Below are 16,203 nucleotides of genomic sequence, written 5' to 3'. Positions count from 1 at the left end.
AAGATAAATTTTTGGTTTCCTCACACTAATCTAACTCCTTACGCCTTCAGCACTTATCACTTTACCATAATTATAATACGTTTTCTGTGAAAAGTCAATTCTCAAATACGCTAAAATCAAAAATTTAAAGGTCTTCTTCATCAGCACCCAATTTTTTTAACATTTCTTCATGAGTATAAACATGACCTTCAGCAAAATCCTTCTTACTCTGCGCTAAACGCTCAAGTACCCCTTCACAACTTAGAATCTGCAAAGTCTCCTCCAACGCCTCCACACGCAAACGCAACTTTGAAACCTCCTCAGTTAACATCTGCAGCTTTACTTTCTCTTCAACTGTAAAAACAGCCTCTGCCATCACTATAAATCACCACACTAAATATACCACGGTAAACTATTAATTTTATCATACACTCAAGCAAACAATCAAGCAACAAACAACAGAGCAAAAAAGTTGTTAAGAAAAAAGAGCAAGTAATAGCTCAGTAATAAGCGCGTAATGGTTTGAATTTTATGTCCAATACTTGACGTACCGCAACAATGGTGGTGTTTGTTGCAGGGTTCTTAAACCTGTTATTAGCTTCATGTTGGTTTTAATCTTGGGCTTCATTGAATCCTTGTACTACTATCTTGTTTTTTGTAATGATTTGTTTTGTTTGGTCGTTAAATGGGCCAAGGCTGTGTTCTTCGCCTGTGTTTCTTGCGCAGAGGTATTTTTTGCCTTTTGCTTCCTTTAACCTAAAAAGCCACCCCCGACCAACAAGTTCAAGTAGCACCCGCTCTTTTTCCAAATCCGCCACCTCTACCCCAGATTGTTGCTGAGTTACAGCTACAACTTCCAAAGATGCCTCTTGCTCTGAAATAGCTGCAGTCACAATAGCAGTAGGTGCAACGGGTTCTTCTTGTTGGCGTGGTGACTCAAAGGTTTGCTCCTCAACAACAGCAGATTTAGTCTCGCAAAATTGGTTAGACTTTTTGGTGTCACTGTTTTGTTGATTGTCAAGCATACTGACAACTTCGATGGCTACCATGTCTGGGTGGTCGGGTTCGAATTTTGCAGCGTTAAGTACAATGGTGGCTTTCCAGTCGAAGAGTTTCTCTTTTAATTTAGCCTCATCAGCTTGTGTGGGTACGATAAAGACTGTGGGGAAGCCCATTTTCTTATTTCGCCTATAGTTGTTCTCTAATCTGTCCCAGTGTTTGTTGGGGTAGCATTCTATTTCTACTGCAAAGCTACGTTTGTAGTCCCAACTGGTGTGATCAATATACCCTTTAGCGCCCGCAACCTTTGAAGCTGGCAAAGTGGGGGTAACGTAGAGATCTGCTATGCTCTCATCTGTTTCGCCGTCGTCTATGCGTACGATCCAGCCGTTTTGCCAGTAAATTTTACGCTGCGCCATAATCACCTGAATATGCTCAACGCCCCCTGCCTTCTCACCCCGAAACACAGTGTCCAAAAGCCGTTTAGCACGCTTATCCGTTAAATCCAAACGCCAAAACCTTGAATGCACCTCCTGAGTTTTAAGCTCCCTTTTACCGTAAACGTAGGCTTCTTCACGCCACTGACGCACCGTCTCATCCTTAAAACAAAGCCAAGCATCACGACGAGCATTATCCACAGAGAGATTTTTAAGAGCATTAGCAAACCCCAACTCTGTAAGCACATACGGCCTAGGCCGATTTGAATCATAGAGAAGCTGCTTTCGCAAAGCTTCCTCAGACATCGAGCCACCATTTAATCGGATGGTGAGAAGGATTACCCACTCATCTGGAGTTACTGCCCAATCCAAAAACACCTGTTGCACAGACTGATTTTTAACCTGCCCCATCAACTCATCCACATCAACCTGCTGACCATACTTCACTAAACTATACTTAATCACCTCATCAGGATTATTTGGACCAGTTTTACAGTCGATGGTTTCTAAGACCTGGTATTCACGGTTACCACAGAAGGGAGTGGAGACAAAAAACAGGTAACGAGGCAAATTCATAAGCGTTTGATAACCGTAGGTGTTAGGGTAGAATTTCTCAAGAACTTTAGCAGTATCTTCGCCCACTCGAAAGCTAACAATAGTTTCACAGGTTTGGGTTATGGCATCTTGTATATCTCGTCTGTATTGTGTTAGGTATTGGCTTGCAAGGGTCATAAAGACCTTAAACTTTCTAAGCGACTGCAGCACTTCAGGAATACTCTTTGTAGTGTAACGGTAAGCTTCATCCACATACACAAAAAAGGGTTTGCGATCCGCTTCAGGCGTATCTTCCCTTGACATACCCGCATTATACACCGCCGAAAGAATCAAACTACCCAAAAAATTGGCAATATCCGTGGTAACTTTACCTTCAGGCAAATCCACAATCACAATTTTACGCTCATCCATAACCGTCCGAAAATCAATGCCACTTTTCTCAGCCATAAACATGGGCACAATGATTCTCTCCTGCACAAGCCGATATAGTTTAGTTAGGACAGCAACTGAAGCATCCTTGGGCATTTTATCATATTGCTTTTCCCAAAACACTTTGACATTACGATCTTTACATTTAGCGGTAAGCATATCACGAAAAGCTTGGTCGGAGAGGATATTGTAGAGATCAGGCAGTTTAGCGTGTTCTTTCTCCATAAGCAAATATAGGGCATTTAACAGAATCATGTCAAGACGCGGTCCCCACCAACGCTCGTAAAGCTTCTCCAAAGTATCCATAAACATTCTGGCAACAACATCTCGTTCGTAGGGGTTATGGTGCTCTAAGAAATTTATTTGCAAAACACGATTATCATATTTATCTTCAAATGCTGACCAAGGATTAATGTAGACAACCCTGTCCCATTGTTCAGGAGGAATATGTGAGAGAACAAGCTGTGTAAGATCACTATGCGAGTCTAAAACCATAAAACCCTCATTATGGTCGATATGCTGTTTTATCATGGAGAGAAGAAAACGGGTTTTGCCCGAACCGGGAAAACCCATAACTAAAGAGTGAATACGATCAGTTGCATAAATGCCTCGCTTTAACTTTTTACCAATAACAGGATCTACTTCAGCGTCAATGCCCAATACATGAAGTCTTGGTTTATTTGTTGTTTTTTGATTTGAGTTTTGGATGCTCAAATGTGACCTACCTCAGAAAGTAATATTTGCTCTTTTTAAAAAACAGAGAAATTACTTTTGTGAATGTGTTTATTTGGCATTAGATGAGACGTGCTGTAACCCCTTATTATTTATGGTTCGAGTGTTTGCTGGAGATTATAATTGAGGTTACCATACTGGTTAGGGCTGCTTAATTTGGAGATTGCAGAGACTTTGAGTAGGGCGTTTGTTCGTAAGGAACTGTGCAAAAATAACATGTGATTATTTGGTTGGTGAAATGATATAGTTCCATTCCCCATGTGAACCTACTTTTGAAATATTTACAGCCTTAAACTCCTCATCACTAATCTTTTTCCCACGCAAATACACATTACTATCAGACTGACAAACAACCCTAAGCCCCTTACGCGTAGTAGTACTAGAAATCAAACTAACCACCGTCTCAACATCCACAAGTGGCTGACCAGCCCAATTCTTAGAAATAAAACAAAACAACCGATGCTCCACCTTATTCCACTTAGACGTACCCGGCGGCAAATCACACACATAAACATCCAAACCAGACATATCCGCAAACCTCTGCAACTCCACCTTCCAAAGCCTAGTCCTATACCCATTACTACCCCCACAATCACAATTAACAAGCAACTTTTTCGCATCAGGAAAAGAATGTTTCCCAACAACATCCCACCACCTATAAATACTCTGCACAGCAAACTCTGCTGTATCACCACTAGACCCAAGATTCACAAAAGCCGTATTATCATTAAGCACATAAACCCCATAAGGCGCAACTTTTAACAATTTACCCTCTGGAAAGTCATGATCAAATACTAATCGAGGATTTTTCTTCAACCGATACTCAGAACCTTTATTGGCGTAATTTCCAACGAGCTCTTTTTTCTTGGTATCCACCGATATGACTGGTTGGCCTTCGTCTAGGAAGGCTTTTGTGGTTTGGTTTATGTGTTCAAATTGCATGTTGCGGTCGGGGTGTTTTTCGCCTATTTGGAGCATTTTTTTGTTTTGTTGTAGGCTGTAGCCTTGGGTTTGTAGTTGGGTTGCTATGGATCTAAATGAGATGTTGATGTTGTGTTGGGTTTGTAGGGTTTGTTGTATGTTGCGTAGGGATTTGGTGGTGTATGTGAGGGTTTTTTGGGGGTTGTCGTAGGTGTTGTTGGTTATTGTTTGTTCGATTATGGTTTGGAGGTTTTGGTGTTTTGTTTCTAGTTTTTTGCGTCCGGCGCCTTTTTTGCGTATTCGGTTGTTTTCTGTGTGGGTTAGGTTGGTGGTGTTTTGTTGTTGTTGTAGTTCTTTTTTTGCTTTTGTTAGAGTGTTTGGGGAGATTTTTGTTATTTGGTGGACGATTGTTGCTCCGCCGTATCTGTAGGTTTTTGCGAGTGTGGTTGCGTATTGTCTTTTTTGTTTTTCGTTTAGTTGGGGTTTCATGTTGTTCCATAGTGTGTGTATTTCTTCTTTTTTCATTTGATGTGTCGATTAAGTGTGTTGTGGCATTGCCTTATTATATTTTTCACATGTTATTTTTGCACAGTTCCTAAGGTGCCTGAGGTTTGGTTGGGTATAGTTGCAGATATTTGACTGGTGAGTTGCATAAAATAAGTAACAAGTCTTCTGGCGAAATAATTTTGGGAAATCACAGATGTGTCAATGGCCGCTTTTGTATCTGTGGTTGAATATGGTAATGCAGATATGGTTATAGCTAACTTAATAAATAACGATAAACTCAAAGCGAGAACTGGTTTCTCGCAACCATATGTGGATACGCCACCTAACTGGGGAATAGGAAAGGAAAGTAATTGATTGATCTTGTGGATAGGATTTACAAAAACCTCATATTTGAAGATCGTTATTTACTGGTAGTTGAAGGTGTGAAAAACACCCTTATAATAGCGTTAATTGCTTGCATATTGGGGTGTTTGATTGGGCTTTTGATTTGCTCTATGCGAACCTCAAAAAATAAAGGTTTAAGCATTACAGCAAGAGTTTACATACGCTTTTTTAGAAGCACACCTATCGTGTTATTACTGTTGCTAACATATTATGTGGTTTTTGCAAACAGCCGATTGAGTGCACTTGTTGTTGCAATTATCGCTTTTGGTTTTTATAATGGCGCGTATGTTGCTGAAATTTTCCGTTCAGGACTGAAAACAGTTAAAGACGAGCAAATTGAAGCAAGTTATGCTATGGGTTTTTCAAAACAACAAACTTTTCGATATGTAATATTGCCCCAAGCTGTGCGAGTGATATTTCCCGTATACAAAAGTGAATTTATCAATTTAATTAAACTGACAGCGATTGTCGGCTATATTGGTGTTCAGGATTTAACAAGATCAATAGATATTATACGTAGTCAAACCTTTGATGCTCTTTTCCCTCTTGTCTTTGCGCTTATCCTATATTTCATAATAATTGGAGCATTAACCTTTGGTCTAAATATAATTGAAAAGCGGATCAACCCAAGAAAAGCGTGATGATATGATAAAAATTGAAAACCTCAAAAAAGCATACAACGATAATTACGCCTTAAACGATGTTTCACTTGAAGTTGCAAAGGGCGAAGTTGTGACGATTATAGGCAAGTCGGGCGCAGGGAAAAGTACGCTTTTACGTTGTGTGAATAGGTTAGTTTCGCCAGATAGCGGCGCAGTCTATATAGACGGTGCTATGGTTGATGATAGCAATATAACAAAAATGCGCCAACGAATTGGAATGGTGTTCCAAAGCTATAATCTTTTTGAACATTTGACTGTTATGGAAAACTTGACAATAGCACCAATCAAGCTACTGGAACAAAGCAAAAGCGTTGCGGAATCGAGGGCAAAAGAATTACTAAAAACTGTTGGCCTTGAAGCTAAACTAAACGCTGTCCCCTCCGAGTTGAGCGGCGGCGAAAAACAAAGAGTGGCCATAGCAAGAACACTTGCTATGAACCCAGATGTACTTTTACTTGATGAACCCACTTCTGCTCTTGACCCAATTATGACAAATGAAGTTCTTCGGATAATTTACAAACTAACAAAAAACGGTATGACAATGCTTATCGTTACACACGAAATGAATTTTGCAAAAGCAATATCTAACAGAGTAATATATATGGAAAATGGCGAAATAGTAGAACAAGGCAACCCAAAGCAAATATTTGATAACCCACAAGACGAGCGTACAAAAAGATTTGTAGAATTTGAATTGAACTATTTTGCGGAAATCAAACGACAAACAGAGATACAATAACCCAGGGTGCAGATAATGAAACTGCTGATAGCATATCCAAAAAAAGCTACAACACATATTGACAAACTGCAATCAGAGACTTATTGAATAACAACCGTAACTTTTGAGTTTTACCCATATGTTATGAAATCTGAGCTCAATTTGGGGTTATTTTTGTGGTTTTTCTTTGTTGAACGACTTTAAGTATGGTCACTGAGAGCCGTTACATGTGGGTAAATATATGGGTAAACAATCAGAGCATTATATGGTTTACTTAATCAAAATAACCCTAAATCACAGAAAAAAACCTGATTATATGGGTAAATTTCAAGAGTTCAGGTAACAAGTTAGTATTTAATAATCCCTAACCCGGATAAACCGGAAAAGAATACTTCAGTTCCTCTGCACTTTAGTTTCATAAGAGCTTAAGTCAGGACCTTATTTACTAAATATTTTCTAAAATCTTTTTTCCACTGCTCTATAGCATCCTTGTTATTTTTTGCGGACTTAGGTTTAATAACAATATGAACTTTTTCACTCTCATACACTACACCAAAAAGCTGATCTTTACTTGTATTTAATTCTTGATACACATTTATACAGTCATTACCGAATATACCCAATATATCTGTATAATTCTTTCTTATCAAAGTATCAAAGTGGTCTCTTAACCATCTAATAGGCATCTTAGTAATAATTACCAAAGGACAATTAGGAAAGCGCTCGCGCAACTTGGCCATGAAGTTAATACTCTCGGCGATATCCTCAATAACCTTCGGGTCATCTAAAGGTATATTGTTGGCTATGGGTTCCGTGTTCGTTAAATCGCATGTACACAAACAGTAGTCTTCTACATCAAATTTTTTAATGTCAGTCTTTCCCTTTAATAGTTTTTTTGATGGTTTAACACCTTCGGGTAAACACGCAATAATATCCTTATAGTCACCTTTTTCGTTTTCAAAGATGAGGGCATTCTTGCCTAACATGTTATTTTGCATATTTTGTCTCCACATCGGTATTTAAACAAATCAGACACTTGCGATCTAAGGGACACCACTTTCCAGACCCTAAATTGGCTATATAATGGAATTTATGACTTTTACTGGAGTATGGGATACGTACACCTTCAATGGACTGTAAGGAAGCACTGTGTTTGCGAATACACTTAGAAAAAAGGTCCTCAGATATTAATATTTTATCCTTACACAATGGCGAGTTTTGGCTACCAATTTCAATTAGATCACGCCCAGAAATATTTTCTATTTTTTTAGCCATGCTGATGTTTTTGCCTATGCCCGTATAAAATAAAGGACTACAGCCCAATGTCGAAAAAATCGCTTCTCCAGCACTAGCACCCATACCGAGACTTATCTGTTCAGCCGTTTCATCGCCAAATAACTTTTTAGCTAACGGTAATAACTCTTCATCAAATCGTCGTTTAACTTGGAACATTGTACAGATAGCACGAAAACATGACTCATCTAATTCTTCTCGAATAACTTGATTGAATGTAATTAACATACCACCGCCGAAATGGCAGGAGATAATTCCGTAATGAATGCTACTCACGTGCTCAACGGTTTCAGAAAACTTACGAATAAATTTTAATGCAAGTTGTTCGTGTTGCTTGTCACCGTCAAATAAACTAGAAAGGCCTCGAATATCCATAAATATTGCTATACAAGGAGTGTGACCCAATGGCACATAATCATTCATTTGCGTCACAGTGTTATTTTCTACATCAGCGTTATCTTTATCCGTTGACGATGAAATATTGCTAACAGTCTCTGAATAAACTTTTCGTTTAATATTTTTAAATACAAGTGCGCCATACATCAACCCATAATCATCTAAAATGGATATATCAGAAGTATGACCATATTTATTTGGTGCCTTCGAAGGTTTTTCAGAAACATTTTCAAAAACAAGAAAACCTAACGATCCTACAGGGGTAGATATTAAAGAAAAGCCTGTCTTGTTTTTATTCATTTCATCCAAAAAAAATGAGTCGTTTTTAAAGTAGTGATACCTTACATTTTTATCAAGCTCAGATGGAATCGGAACAAGAATTTCGCATTTATTCAAATATCTAAATTGATTCTTTTTACGATTATAAAGTATAACATTAACGTTCGTACAGACATATTTTTTCTTTATGTGCGTCATCAATTCTTCTGCTTGTGCATTATAGAAAACATCATAAAATGCTTCGTATGATTCATGTATTTTACCTGGATCTCTGTGGGAATTTGGCATTGCATGCAACAACTCGCCCAATTGTATAGTAGACAATGCCGCTTTTTTTCTATAAAAAAGCGAGGCGGGGTTTGTCTCTGGGTTTGCGACGTCTTCGTCAACATTATGCCATATCCATATGTATGAGTCGGATGGTGAAGCGGAAATATCCATATCCGCTCCACTTAACACAGAATCACCATTTTTTCTACGACCATAGTTTTGTCTGTCCCAATCTTGAAGTTCATCAACTAATTTCAACAAAAAGGCAAAAGGTTGCGCTTTATTTCCTTCTGCAAAGATTTTAAAGTTTCCAATACTAATGCCCAAAGAACATAACTCACGAGAGTTCACATCTGCAATTTTTATGTTATGTAGCGCAATGGATTGTGCTGCAGTTATAATAATGCTTTTAGCGTTTGAAGCCATTATGTTCGCATTAACATTTTCAACACATGAACGGACATCACCTGCAATCAAATTAGCTGTTGCAACATTACGGGCATTGTTAACGAACCGAACAATTTTGGTAATCATACTTTCATAATAAAACCACAAGTTTAGTAAAAGCAATGAACTAAAAATACCATGATCTATGTGTTTCTTTCTGTTGGCAGTGGGGTGCTGTCTTATAACGTTATATACTGTCTGAACAGCGTTAGACTTAAACTTTGGCGTAGCTAATCCAGACGCTATCCCTGCGGGTCGTAAGTGTTCAAATAATTTTATATTCGCTTCTAAATCAGATAATGCCTTAAGAGGTACATACTTTGTATTGCTATTAACATGAAAGGTATTTAACACAGTTGGATCCAATTTGGGATTAATCCCAGAAATGTAATTCAAAGAATTTTGGAACTGCACATTTATCTCGTTATATACATCCGTTAACAAGTTCGCCGACGCATCTTCTGTCATTTCATCGTTTTCAAACAAATACCCAATGTCATGCCATAACGAAACTACAGTCCAAGTGTCAATAAAGTTATCTTTGTCAGCAAACAAGCTTTTGATTTTTTGATTATTTTCATAAATATAGAGACCTAACAAATAAACCTTAAAAGTATGAGTAGAATGATCGCGATAATTAGGGTGATAAACCTGATCAGTTTCTAATTTACCTAAAAGAAAGAGATTTGGAGGGATTCCAAACTTCAAATATTTACTACGCCAAATAATGTCACTTAGGTTAATTGAAGCATAAAAACACTCGGTCTCATTTGGTCCAAGAGCTTTTTTCAAGGCATCTTCGTTTCCATCTAGCCAGCCAATGTACTTGATTAAACACGATTTTTTAGCCCAGTCGAAAAGTGTTTTGTTTATACCTTTCAGTCCATGATCTTCCATTTTATGCCTCCATAAGCTCCATCAAACTAAAGTGTAACAAAACATTTCCTCTCCAGTCTTCTACTGGAAATGTTTTGTCAGATCTATTTTTTTGCCTCAACTGGTTAAAAGTTGTCATCAATAACAGTGACCGTCCCTGTGGTTCCATCAACTTCAATTAACATGCCTGAGCGAAGTACCTTGGTGGCATCGCCCAAAGCAGTCACACAAGGCTTTTTTTTCTCTCTCGACACGATTGCGGCATGGCAAAGCCTCCCTCCCTCGTCAGTAGCATAAGCAAGGGCTACATCAAGCGCTGCGCCGATTTCTTGGCGAGTCATACTGGTGACAATTATTTCATTTGAAGCAACCACAGGGCTTGCTTCGCTCAGCGAGAGTATCCGTACTCGCCCCCGTACCACACCCGGTGATGTTGGCATTCCGCGAAGAAGATCCCCGTTTTTGGCTATATCGTGCTTTTTCTTGCCGAAAATACCTGTTCCTGTTGGCTGGTAGAATTTGATAGTACCGTTTACCAATGCTCGGCAATACTGCTCAGTTCGTGCTTCAAGGATTTCTTTTTGAACATCGCCCTTGCCTGTAATAGCCTGCGTGATCTCATCACGCGTCATAAAGTATACCAGGTTAACGGGTATATCAAGCAATTCTGACAGGCATTTAAACATTGGCGTGGCATAATGATCTGCTATCGAAAGCGTATCGGTACGTTCACCTTTCCAAAATGCTAATTCGCGCACTAATTCACCCAACTGCACAATATGCTCAGGAAATTCGTCTAATGATTTTATTCCGTGTTTAATGGGTGCAGTAGGTTGCTTCATGAGTTTTGCCGCATCTTCGCCTGAAGGTGGAGTCCCTAAATTATACGGGGTATACACAATCCCAAACGTGTTCGCGTGGAACGATGCAGCCGCCATGATTGCTTCATCATCACCTATGTCAGAAAAACGAGATTTCAATGCTTCTATGTTTTGCTGTTCTAAAGCGAACCAGTTGGGTTCAGAAGTAACAACAAAGGTCGGTAATGCGTTATCCACTTCTTCTTGAAACCCTGCTTTACGGAGTTCATCGATGAGACTGTTCACAACGAAGTTTTCCACCCCAAAGAAAAGGTACATGGACATTGCATGACTTTCATAAGCATCAAAGTAAGTGTTTAAATCCTCCAATAAATCCTGACGGAGATGAGAACTACGCCAGCGAGTAGGAGACGAAACAATCTGAGCTGTGCGAACCAATCGTCTTATATTACGCGCAGTAGTTGTAATGTATTTCTGTGCAACTACATCCGGTCTTAACTCTGGACTGAGCAATCGGATGAACTCGCTGTTTATCAGATCGAAACACTTCTCCGCAGAATCGTATACTATGTAACTAAAAGCAAAGTCAATCCCATAATTCCTCCGAAATGAAGGTGCGGTACAACCGCGCAGACCTAAATCTATGTACAGCACAGATTGAGGGCACTTTAAACCAAGTTGAACCCCTTTTGGCGGAGCTGGATAAGTTGGTAATGTGGACACTTGAATCTCCTCTCTCTAAATTCAGCGTATGTAGTTAGCGCTTGTTGTTTTTAAACATTTACGCACAAAACAGTTTAAAAACGGTCTTATTCCAAAATAAGTCCCCTTTTTGAGCTATCTCATGATCTCATGACTCATTACGTCACCATATAAACTGCATATCAACTATACCCAACCCCACCTCAGACCACAACCAACTAACAAACACCATCCGGTAACTCAGCAATATTCAAATCAAGAGCACATGTAACCTATCATTATACCAACACACAACTGGTTTACGCCATTTAGCGAAGGGGTTGAGCCTACGAATATAGTGTGTAACCCTAACTTCCTAATCTTAAGTAATGGGTGTGTGTTTTAGGTTTGGTTTTCGGTTGTTTTTGTATTAGGGGCTTTTTTATGGTGTTTTTGGGATAAAGTTATATTACTTATGTTAAGTGATATGGGTGTAACTCTAAAGTGGCAAATAACGCGTTAATTGTAAAAATAGTTGAAAAACAAGACTATAGGCGAAACATATTACTTAATTTCAGGAAGTTAGAGGTTTAAAACGCGTTACGCAAGGCCTGTGGTACAACACAAAATCTTTGGAACCGACATATGAGAAGGACACTAAAATTTACAAAAACTTGCTGACTCTAACAACCACACAGAAACAACAAAACCTCAACCTCTACAACACAATAACACAAAAACTAACAGAAACCCAGACCAAACAAAAAAGACAAACACACCCAATTTAGTTAATAGTAGTTATCGGACGTGCTTGTAAAAGCCAAAGGACTCCATCGGCATCTATGGCCCATTCTATGTCTGCAGCAAAACCTAAATCACATTCAACTTTTTTTGCTAAATTTGCGATCTCTTTAATTTCTCCATCGGTCAACGAACAGCGTTTTGAATCTTCTGTCGGAGTATCTTTTGTGTGAACACCATTATCCACAAGCGAGACTTGTATAGATTTACGTCCTATAAAAATCGTGAATGTTCCATCAGCCAAGTAATCGATGGAATCAGGCGTTACGTCACCATGTACAACAGGCTCACCTAGGCCATAACTACTCTCTATAATCACCTTCGACTCACCGGTAATAGGATCTCTGCTGAAAGCTATACCAGCACGGGTAGCGTTCACCATTCGTTGGACAAGAACAGCAATTTGTTCAGGTGGAACAACTTCACTATGGTTTATTTGAAACACGGCAGTTGAACCGCTATCTTTCACTTCTGCAAAAGCATGCTCTAAATCAGCAACTGATCTAATGCCCAAACGCGTTTTAAACTGTCCCGCAAATGCTTCTTTGGCAGAATCTTCATTGACAGCCGAAGAACGCACTGCTACAAGCGGCGATAGCGCAACAATAATTTCCTGCGCTATTAGAGCAAACTCATTTTTTGTACACATTCTGGAAACAGCAAAACCAGTCGGTACATTGAACCCAAGTTGGGCGGCTTTTGCAAGATTTGCCGCTTTTGCTCCATACAGAGATATATCAATTACACTTGGCGACAACAAAGACTGCGCTTTTATCATATCCACCAATTATTCCTCATGATTACTTGATGTGTGTTCTACCAGAGGCAGGTTACACTTTTTGTTTAAGTATGTTTCCACTAGTGTTAAATAATTTATTCCTTCGTGTAGTCTAACGTAGTTATTAACCAGTTTTTTGAAAAATATCGGGCGTGGACAGTTTGTTATGAGCTATTCTACTTACAACCTAAATTTCCGAATCTTTTATACCTACAATAACTAATAGGTCTGAAAAAGCCGTTAAACAGCATATCGACTTAAAAGCACCATTTTGCACCTTTGACGTAGTTATAAATTTAGTACTACAATACAAATAGAATTCACGTTTTTAAGTCCTAATCTTCATTTAACGAGTTTTTTAGGCTTTTTATTAATTGTAGTGATAATTTTTCGGGAATTCAGGTTACAACCAACACTAATACCCACTACCCAGCAAATCATCTTGATGTTGGGAAACAAAAAGTGGGAAACAGAACAAAAACATCTACACCATAATAGGGGAAATGAGTGGGCTTAACTTGTGTGCAACACAATTTTCTATTAATATACATCGCAGACAGAATTTCATCACATCATAAATAGTTTTCAAAATATTTTTCATAAAATTAAGACTTTTTCAAGTAAAAAATGGGGTTTAGATAAGGCTACACAATCATGTTCCTTTCCTAACCACCATCATAAACGGCAAGTCAAAATACGACTGTGAAAACTCGACATACTCATACACAGGGTCTATAGCGAAATTAGCCGCAACTATATCAGCCTTGCCCGATTCTAACGCCGAAGGTCTGGATGCAGTTAACGTGTCAACAAATTTAATCGGGCGATTCATATAGCTTGCAATTCTGTAAGCCAACTCTACATCCAAGCCAACCGCGTCACCCTTTGCATTTAGAAAACACGAAGGCTCAAAGTCTACCGAAATGCAAACAAGAAGCGGTTTACCCTCTGTTGGCAAAGAAATGTCAGGCATTGTATAGTTAGGATTCTCAAAATTATACCAACGGCTTATCATATCATCAAGAGTACCATCTGATTTTAATTCATCAATACAAGCGTTTACTTGATTTAGTAATGCCGTATTCCCTTTTTTAACACCAATGCCCACTCCCGTGGTTTCAACTGGTTCTTCAATCCACGTTAATTCCGGAATGTTTTTTTTAACCATAAAAACCGTGGGATACGATACCATTGCACCATCAAGATGTCCTGCTTGCAGAGCGGCTATCGCGTCCATTTGGCTATTAAAAGTGGATCTAGTTGCATTTGGGAAATGCTCTTTTCCCATTCTTTCTGTAATCCCTGCAAGAACATACCCTATTCGTTTATCTTGCAACTCCTCAAGAGATGTGTATGTTATTTGTGACGTATCCGTATTAACACTCCATGCGAGAAACACTGCTGATAAAGCAATTACCAAGACAAAAACACCTATCTTTGATAAAGTTTTTAAACTAACCATCCTTTCAACCTATTTTCATGAATATTGTATCAATGGACGGTTATAAACTTAAAGGAAGAAATAGAAATATGCCATGCGGATACACCACAAGTTGATGAAAATCTGTTGTTTTTGCAGGTAGTGGAAATCATAGAGAAACGTAAAAAACGTACTATTGCTCACGTCAGTCAAGAAACTACTCTGATGTTTTGGGAAGTAGGACAATATGTTAATTCTGTTTTACTGGGGGGCGAACGTGCGCTATATGGCAGACAAATTGTGACGACATTGTCGACACAATTAAACAATGGAATGTTAATATACCAGAAACAAATGGAGGTTTTTTGATGGAACAATTAAGGAATTATATGTATATGGATAGGGCTGGATTAGATAGTTTATTATCTCAAATTACGTCAGAGATAGTGGAAGAAAATCATATTCAGACAACTAAAAGAAAATCTGGCACTGCAAAGGGGGAAATTGGATTTTCTAACTTAGTAAAAAAGTTGTTTAAGGCAGACATAAACATTTCCGGCGAATTGGAAACTGTGGATAGATTTAACAAAAAAATAACTCAACCATATGAATCAAAAATACAACAAATTGTAAAATATATTGAAAAGTATGAAATAATGTTAAGAGACAGTGAACAAGTTGTAAAAGATTATCGAGATGGAAAGCAAAACTTTATTTTTACGGGCATGCCTTTTGATACTGATTTTGATTACAGAAATTGGTATAAGGCAATTGCGTTAGCTGAGCAAATTGGATATATTCCTTTCTACAAAGAAATGGCGTATAATAAAACAAAGATAGTTATGAACATGAGTTTAAAAAAGATGGAGCATTGTGGAGGTATGACATCTCATCTTTCCATCTTATTTCACGAAACAAAAGGAATTAATATTTCATTAGGGGTATTCGGTCATATTTATAAACTAACGCCCGATATTTACCAAATAAAGCCCTATGCAGTTTGGAGAGTTTGACGCAAGAACCACAACTGGAAAACATATTTGCCACAAATAATCGAACGGTGCTATACAACGCCTATTTGACTACCTTAACTTGACCCACAACGCTACCTCTACTTTTTGATCTAAGACAGATGTTGTTGCAGGTGTTGTATTCGCAGTAAAAAATCATAATTAATAACATACACCTATTTTGTAGCAGTAATTATCCACTAAAACGACCAAAAAATACAGCACACCAAATACAAACACCAAAACCACTACCAACCAACCAACCCAACCCAACTCAACAATCAACTATTAGATAAACTCACGAAAAGCACACAAAACAAACAACTTACTCAAACCCAACCAAACAACCTTAAGCCCAGGCAAACCATCACTAGGAGCACCCACAAACCCACCCAAAGCAGCAACAAAACGTATAGCATCAGCCATAGAGTAGGGCCTATCTGGCGCAACCACAGTACGCTTAACCGCCCGATACAAAGTCTTCCACTCACCCTCAGAAAACACTAACTCACAAGACAAATCCGGATACAACCTAGAAAAATAAGTCAACATCATAATATGAACAGAAATAAGCGAGTATAGCAACACCATAATCTCCAAACGATCAACACTATGCTGCTGCAACTCTTCAATCCTACAACCACTCTTCAAAACAAAATGAAACCGCTCAATCTTCCAACGCTGCCGATAATAATCCACCACCACAAGTGCATCCTCACAACATTTTAACTCTAAATTGGTAGCTAACATCCACTCAATGGGCTCCACGTCATCAGGCGGATCCTCTTCTGCAACATTGACTAAATTT

13 protein-coding genes are annotated in these 16,203 nt (G+C 38.5%); 4 read left to right on the top strand and 9 right to left on the bottom strand.

All coding sequences use genetic code 11. From position 1 onward, the window contains the following. Positions 1-124: 124 nt before the first annotated feature. The 3 genes from FWF39_RS09565 to FWF39_RS09555 form a co-directional block, all read right to left on the bottom strand. Positions 125-355 carry a hypothetical protein gene (locus FWF39_RS09565; protein ID WP_343383218.1) on the bottom strand — a complete coding sequence of 77 codons (231 nt, stop codon included), beginning with the start codon at positions 353-355 and terminating at the stop codon, positions 125-127. Between the two features lie 235 nt (positions 356-590). Then, a complete protein-coding gene (locus FWF39_RS09560) occupies positions 591-3,113 on the bottom strand; it encodes a type IV secretory system conjugative DNA transfer family protein (protein WP_343383217.1) in 2,523 nt (840 codons plus the stop codon). 240 nt (positions 3,114-3,353) lie between these two features. Then, complete coding sequence (locus FWF39_RS09555; RefSeq protein ID WP_343383216.1) at positions 3,354-4,577, bottom strand: ISAzo13 family transposase; 1,224 nt, start codon at positions 4,575-4,577, stop codon at positions 3,354-3,356. A gap of 332 nt (positions 4,578-4,909) precedes the next feature. Between FWF39_RS09555 and FWF39_RS09550 the strand changes: the two genes are divergently transcribed. Beyond that, positions 4,910-5,584, top strand: a complete 675-nt coding sequence (locus FWF39_RS09550; RefSeq protein ID WP_343383215.1) for an amino acid ABC transporter permease — start codon at positions 4,910-4,912, stop codon at positions 5,582-5,584. A 4-nt stretch (positions 5,585-5,588) separates the two neighbouring features. Continuing rightward, on the top strand, positions 5,589-6,344 hold the full coding sequence (locus FWF39_RS09545) for an amino acid ABC transporter ATP-binding protein (protein ID WP_343383214.1): 756 nt from the start codon (positions 5,589-5,591) through the stop codon (positions 6,342-6,344). Positions 6,345-6,748: 404 nt separating this feature from the next. Here FWF39_RS09545 and FWF39_RS09540 read toward each other — a convergent pair whose 3' ends face one another. From FWF39_RS09540 to FWF39_RS09520, 5 genes are all read right to left on the bottom strand, one after another. Beyond that, on the bottom strand, positions 6,749-7,321 hold the full coding sequence (locus FWF39_RS09540) for a hypothetical protein (RefSeq protein WP_343383213.1): 573 nt from the start codon (positions 7,319-7,321) through the stop codon (positions 6,749-6,751). Next, entirely contained in the window at positions 7,311-9,905 is a 2,595-nt protein-coding gene (locus tag FWF39_RS09535) for a hypothetical protein (protein WP_343383212.1), read from the bottom strand. Before FWF39_RS09535 ends, FWF39_RS09540 begins: the two co-directional genes overlap by 11 nt. Before the next feature lie 104 nt (positions 9,906-10,009). Further along, positions 10,010-11,428 (bottom strand): PEP-utilizing enzyme, encoded by a 1,419-nt coding sequence (locus FWF39_RS09530; RefSeq protein ID WP_343383211.1) that lies wholly within the window; start codon positions 11,426-11,428, stop codon positions 10,010-10,012. Between the two features lie 742 nt (positions 11,429-12,170). Then, a complete protein-coding gene (locus FWF39_RS09525; RefSeq protein ID WP_343383219.1) occupies positions 12,171-12,965 on the bottom strand; it encodes a PEP/pyruvate-binding domain-containing protein in 795 nt (264 codons plus the stop codon). 652 nt (positions 12,966-13,617) lie between these two features. Then, entirely contained in the window at positions 13,618-14,427 is an 810-nt protein-coding gene (locus FWF39_RS09520) for a transporter substrate-binding domain-containing protein (RefSeq protein ID WP_343383210.1), read from the bottom strand. A 24-nt stretch (positions 14,428-14,451) separates the two neighbouring features. Between FWF39_RS09520 and FWF39_RS09515 the strand changes: the two genes are divergently transcribed. Beyond that, complete coding sequence (locus FWF39_RS09515; protein WP_343383209.1) at positions 14,452-14,754, top strand: DUF1016 N-terminal domain-containing protein; 303 nt, start codon at positions 14,452-14,454, stop codon at positions 14,752-14,754. Next, positions 14,751-15,398 carry a hypothetical protein gene (locus FWF39_RS09510; RefSeq protein WP_343383208.1) on the top strand — a complete coding sequence of 216 codons (648 nt, stop codon included), beginning with the start codon at positions 14,751-14,753 and terminating at the stop codon, positions 15,396-15,398. Before FWF39_RS09515 ends, FWF39_RS09510 begins: the two co-directional genes overlap by 4 nt. A gap of 285 nt (positions 15,399-15,683) precedes the next feature. Here FWF39_RS09510 and FWF39_RS09505 read toward each other — a convergent pair. Beyond that, on the bottom strand, positions 15,684-16,203 hold a 520-nt coding region (locus FWF39_RS09505; RefSeq protein WP_343383207.1), incomplete at its 5' end, for an IS4 family transposase.

It is taken from the genome of Candidatus Bathycorpusculum sp., assembly GCF_009778815.1.
GTDB classification, from domain to species: domain Archaea; phylum Thermoproteota; class Bathyarchaeia; order Bathyarchaeales; family Bathycorpusculaceae; genus Bathycorpusculum; species Bathycorpusculum hydrogenotrophicum.
Note: the sequence above shows the minus strand (reverse complement) of the source record. Positions and strands in the feature narration are given on the sequence as shown.

Excerpts from the sequence above, each read along its gene's own strand:
- FWF39_RS09565 (WP_343383218.1), bottom strand. The coding sequence starts at position 355 with ATGGCAGAGGCTGTTTTTACAGTTGAAGAGAAAGTAAAGCTGCAGATG.
- FWF39_RS09555 (WP_343383216.1), bottom strand. The coding sequence starts at position 4,577 with ATGAAAAAAGAAGAAATACACACACTATGGAACAACATGAAACCCCAA.
- FWF39_RS09545 (WP_343383214.1), top strand. The coding sequence starts at position 5,589 with ATGATAAAAATTGAAAACCTCAAAAAAGCATACAACGATAATTACGCC.
- FWF39_RS09540 (WP_343383213.1), bottom strand. The coding sequence starts at position 7,321 with ATGCAAAATAACATGTTAGGCAAGAATGCCCTCATCTTTGAAAACGAA.
- FWF39_RS09535 (WP_343383212.1), bottom strand. The coding sequence starts at position 9,905 with ATGGAAGATCATGGACTGAAAGGTATAAACAAAACACTTTTCGACTGG.
- FWF39_RS09525 (WP_343383219.1), bottom strand. The coding sequence starts at position 12,965 with ATGATAAAAGCGCAGTCTTTGTTGTCGCCAAGTGTAATTGATATATCT.
- FWF39_RS09520 (WP_343383210.1), bottom strand. The coding sequence starts at position 14,427 with ATGGTTAGTTTAAAAACTTTATCAAAGATAGGTGTTTTTGTCTTGGTA.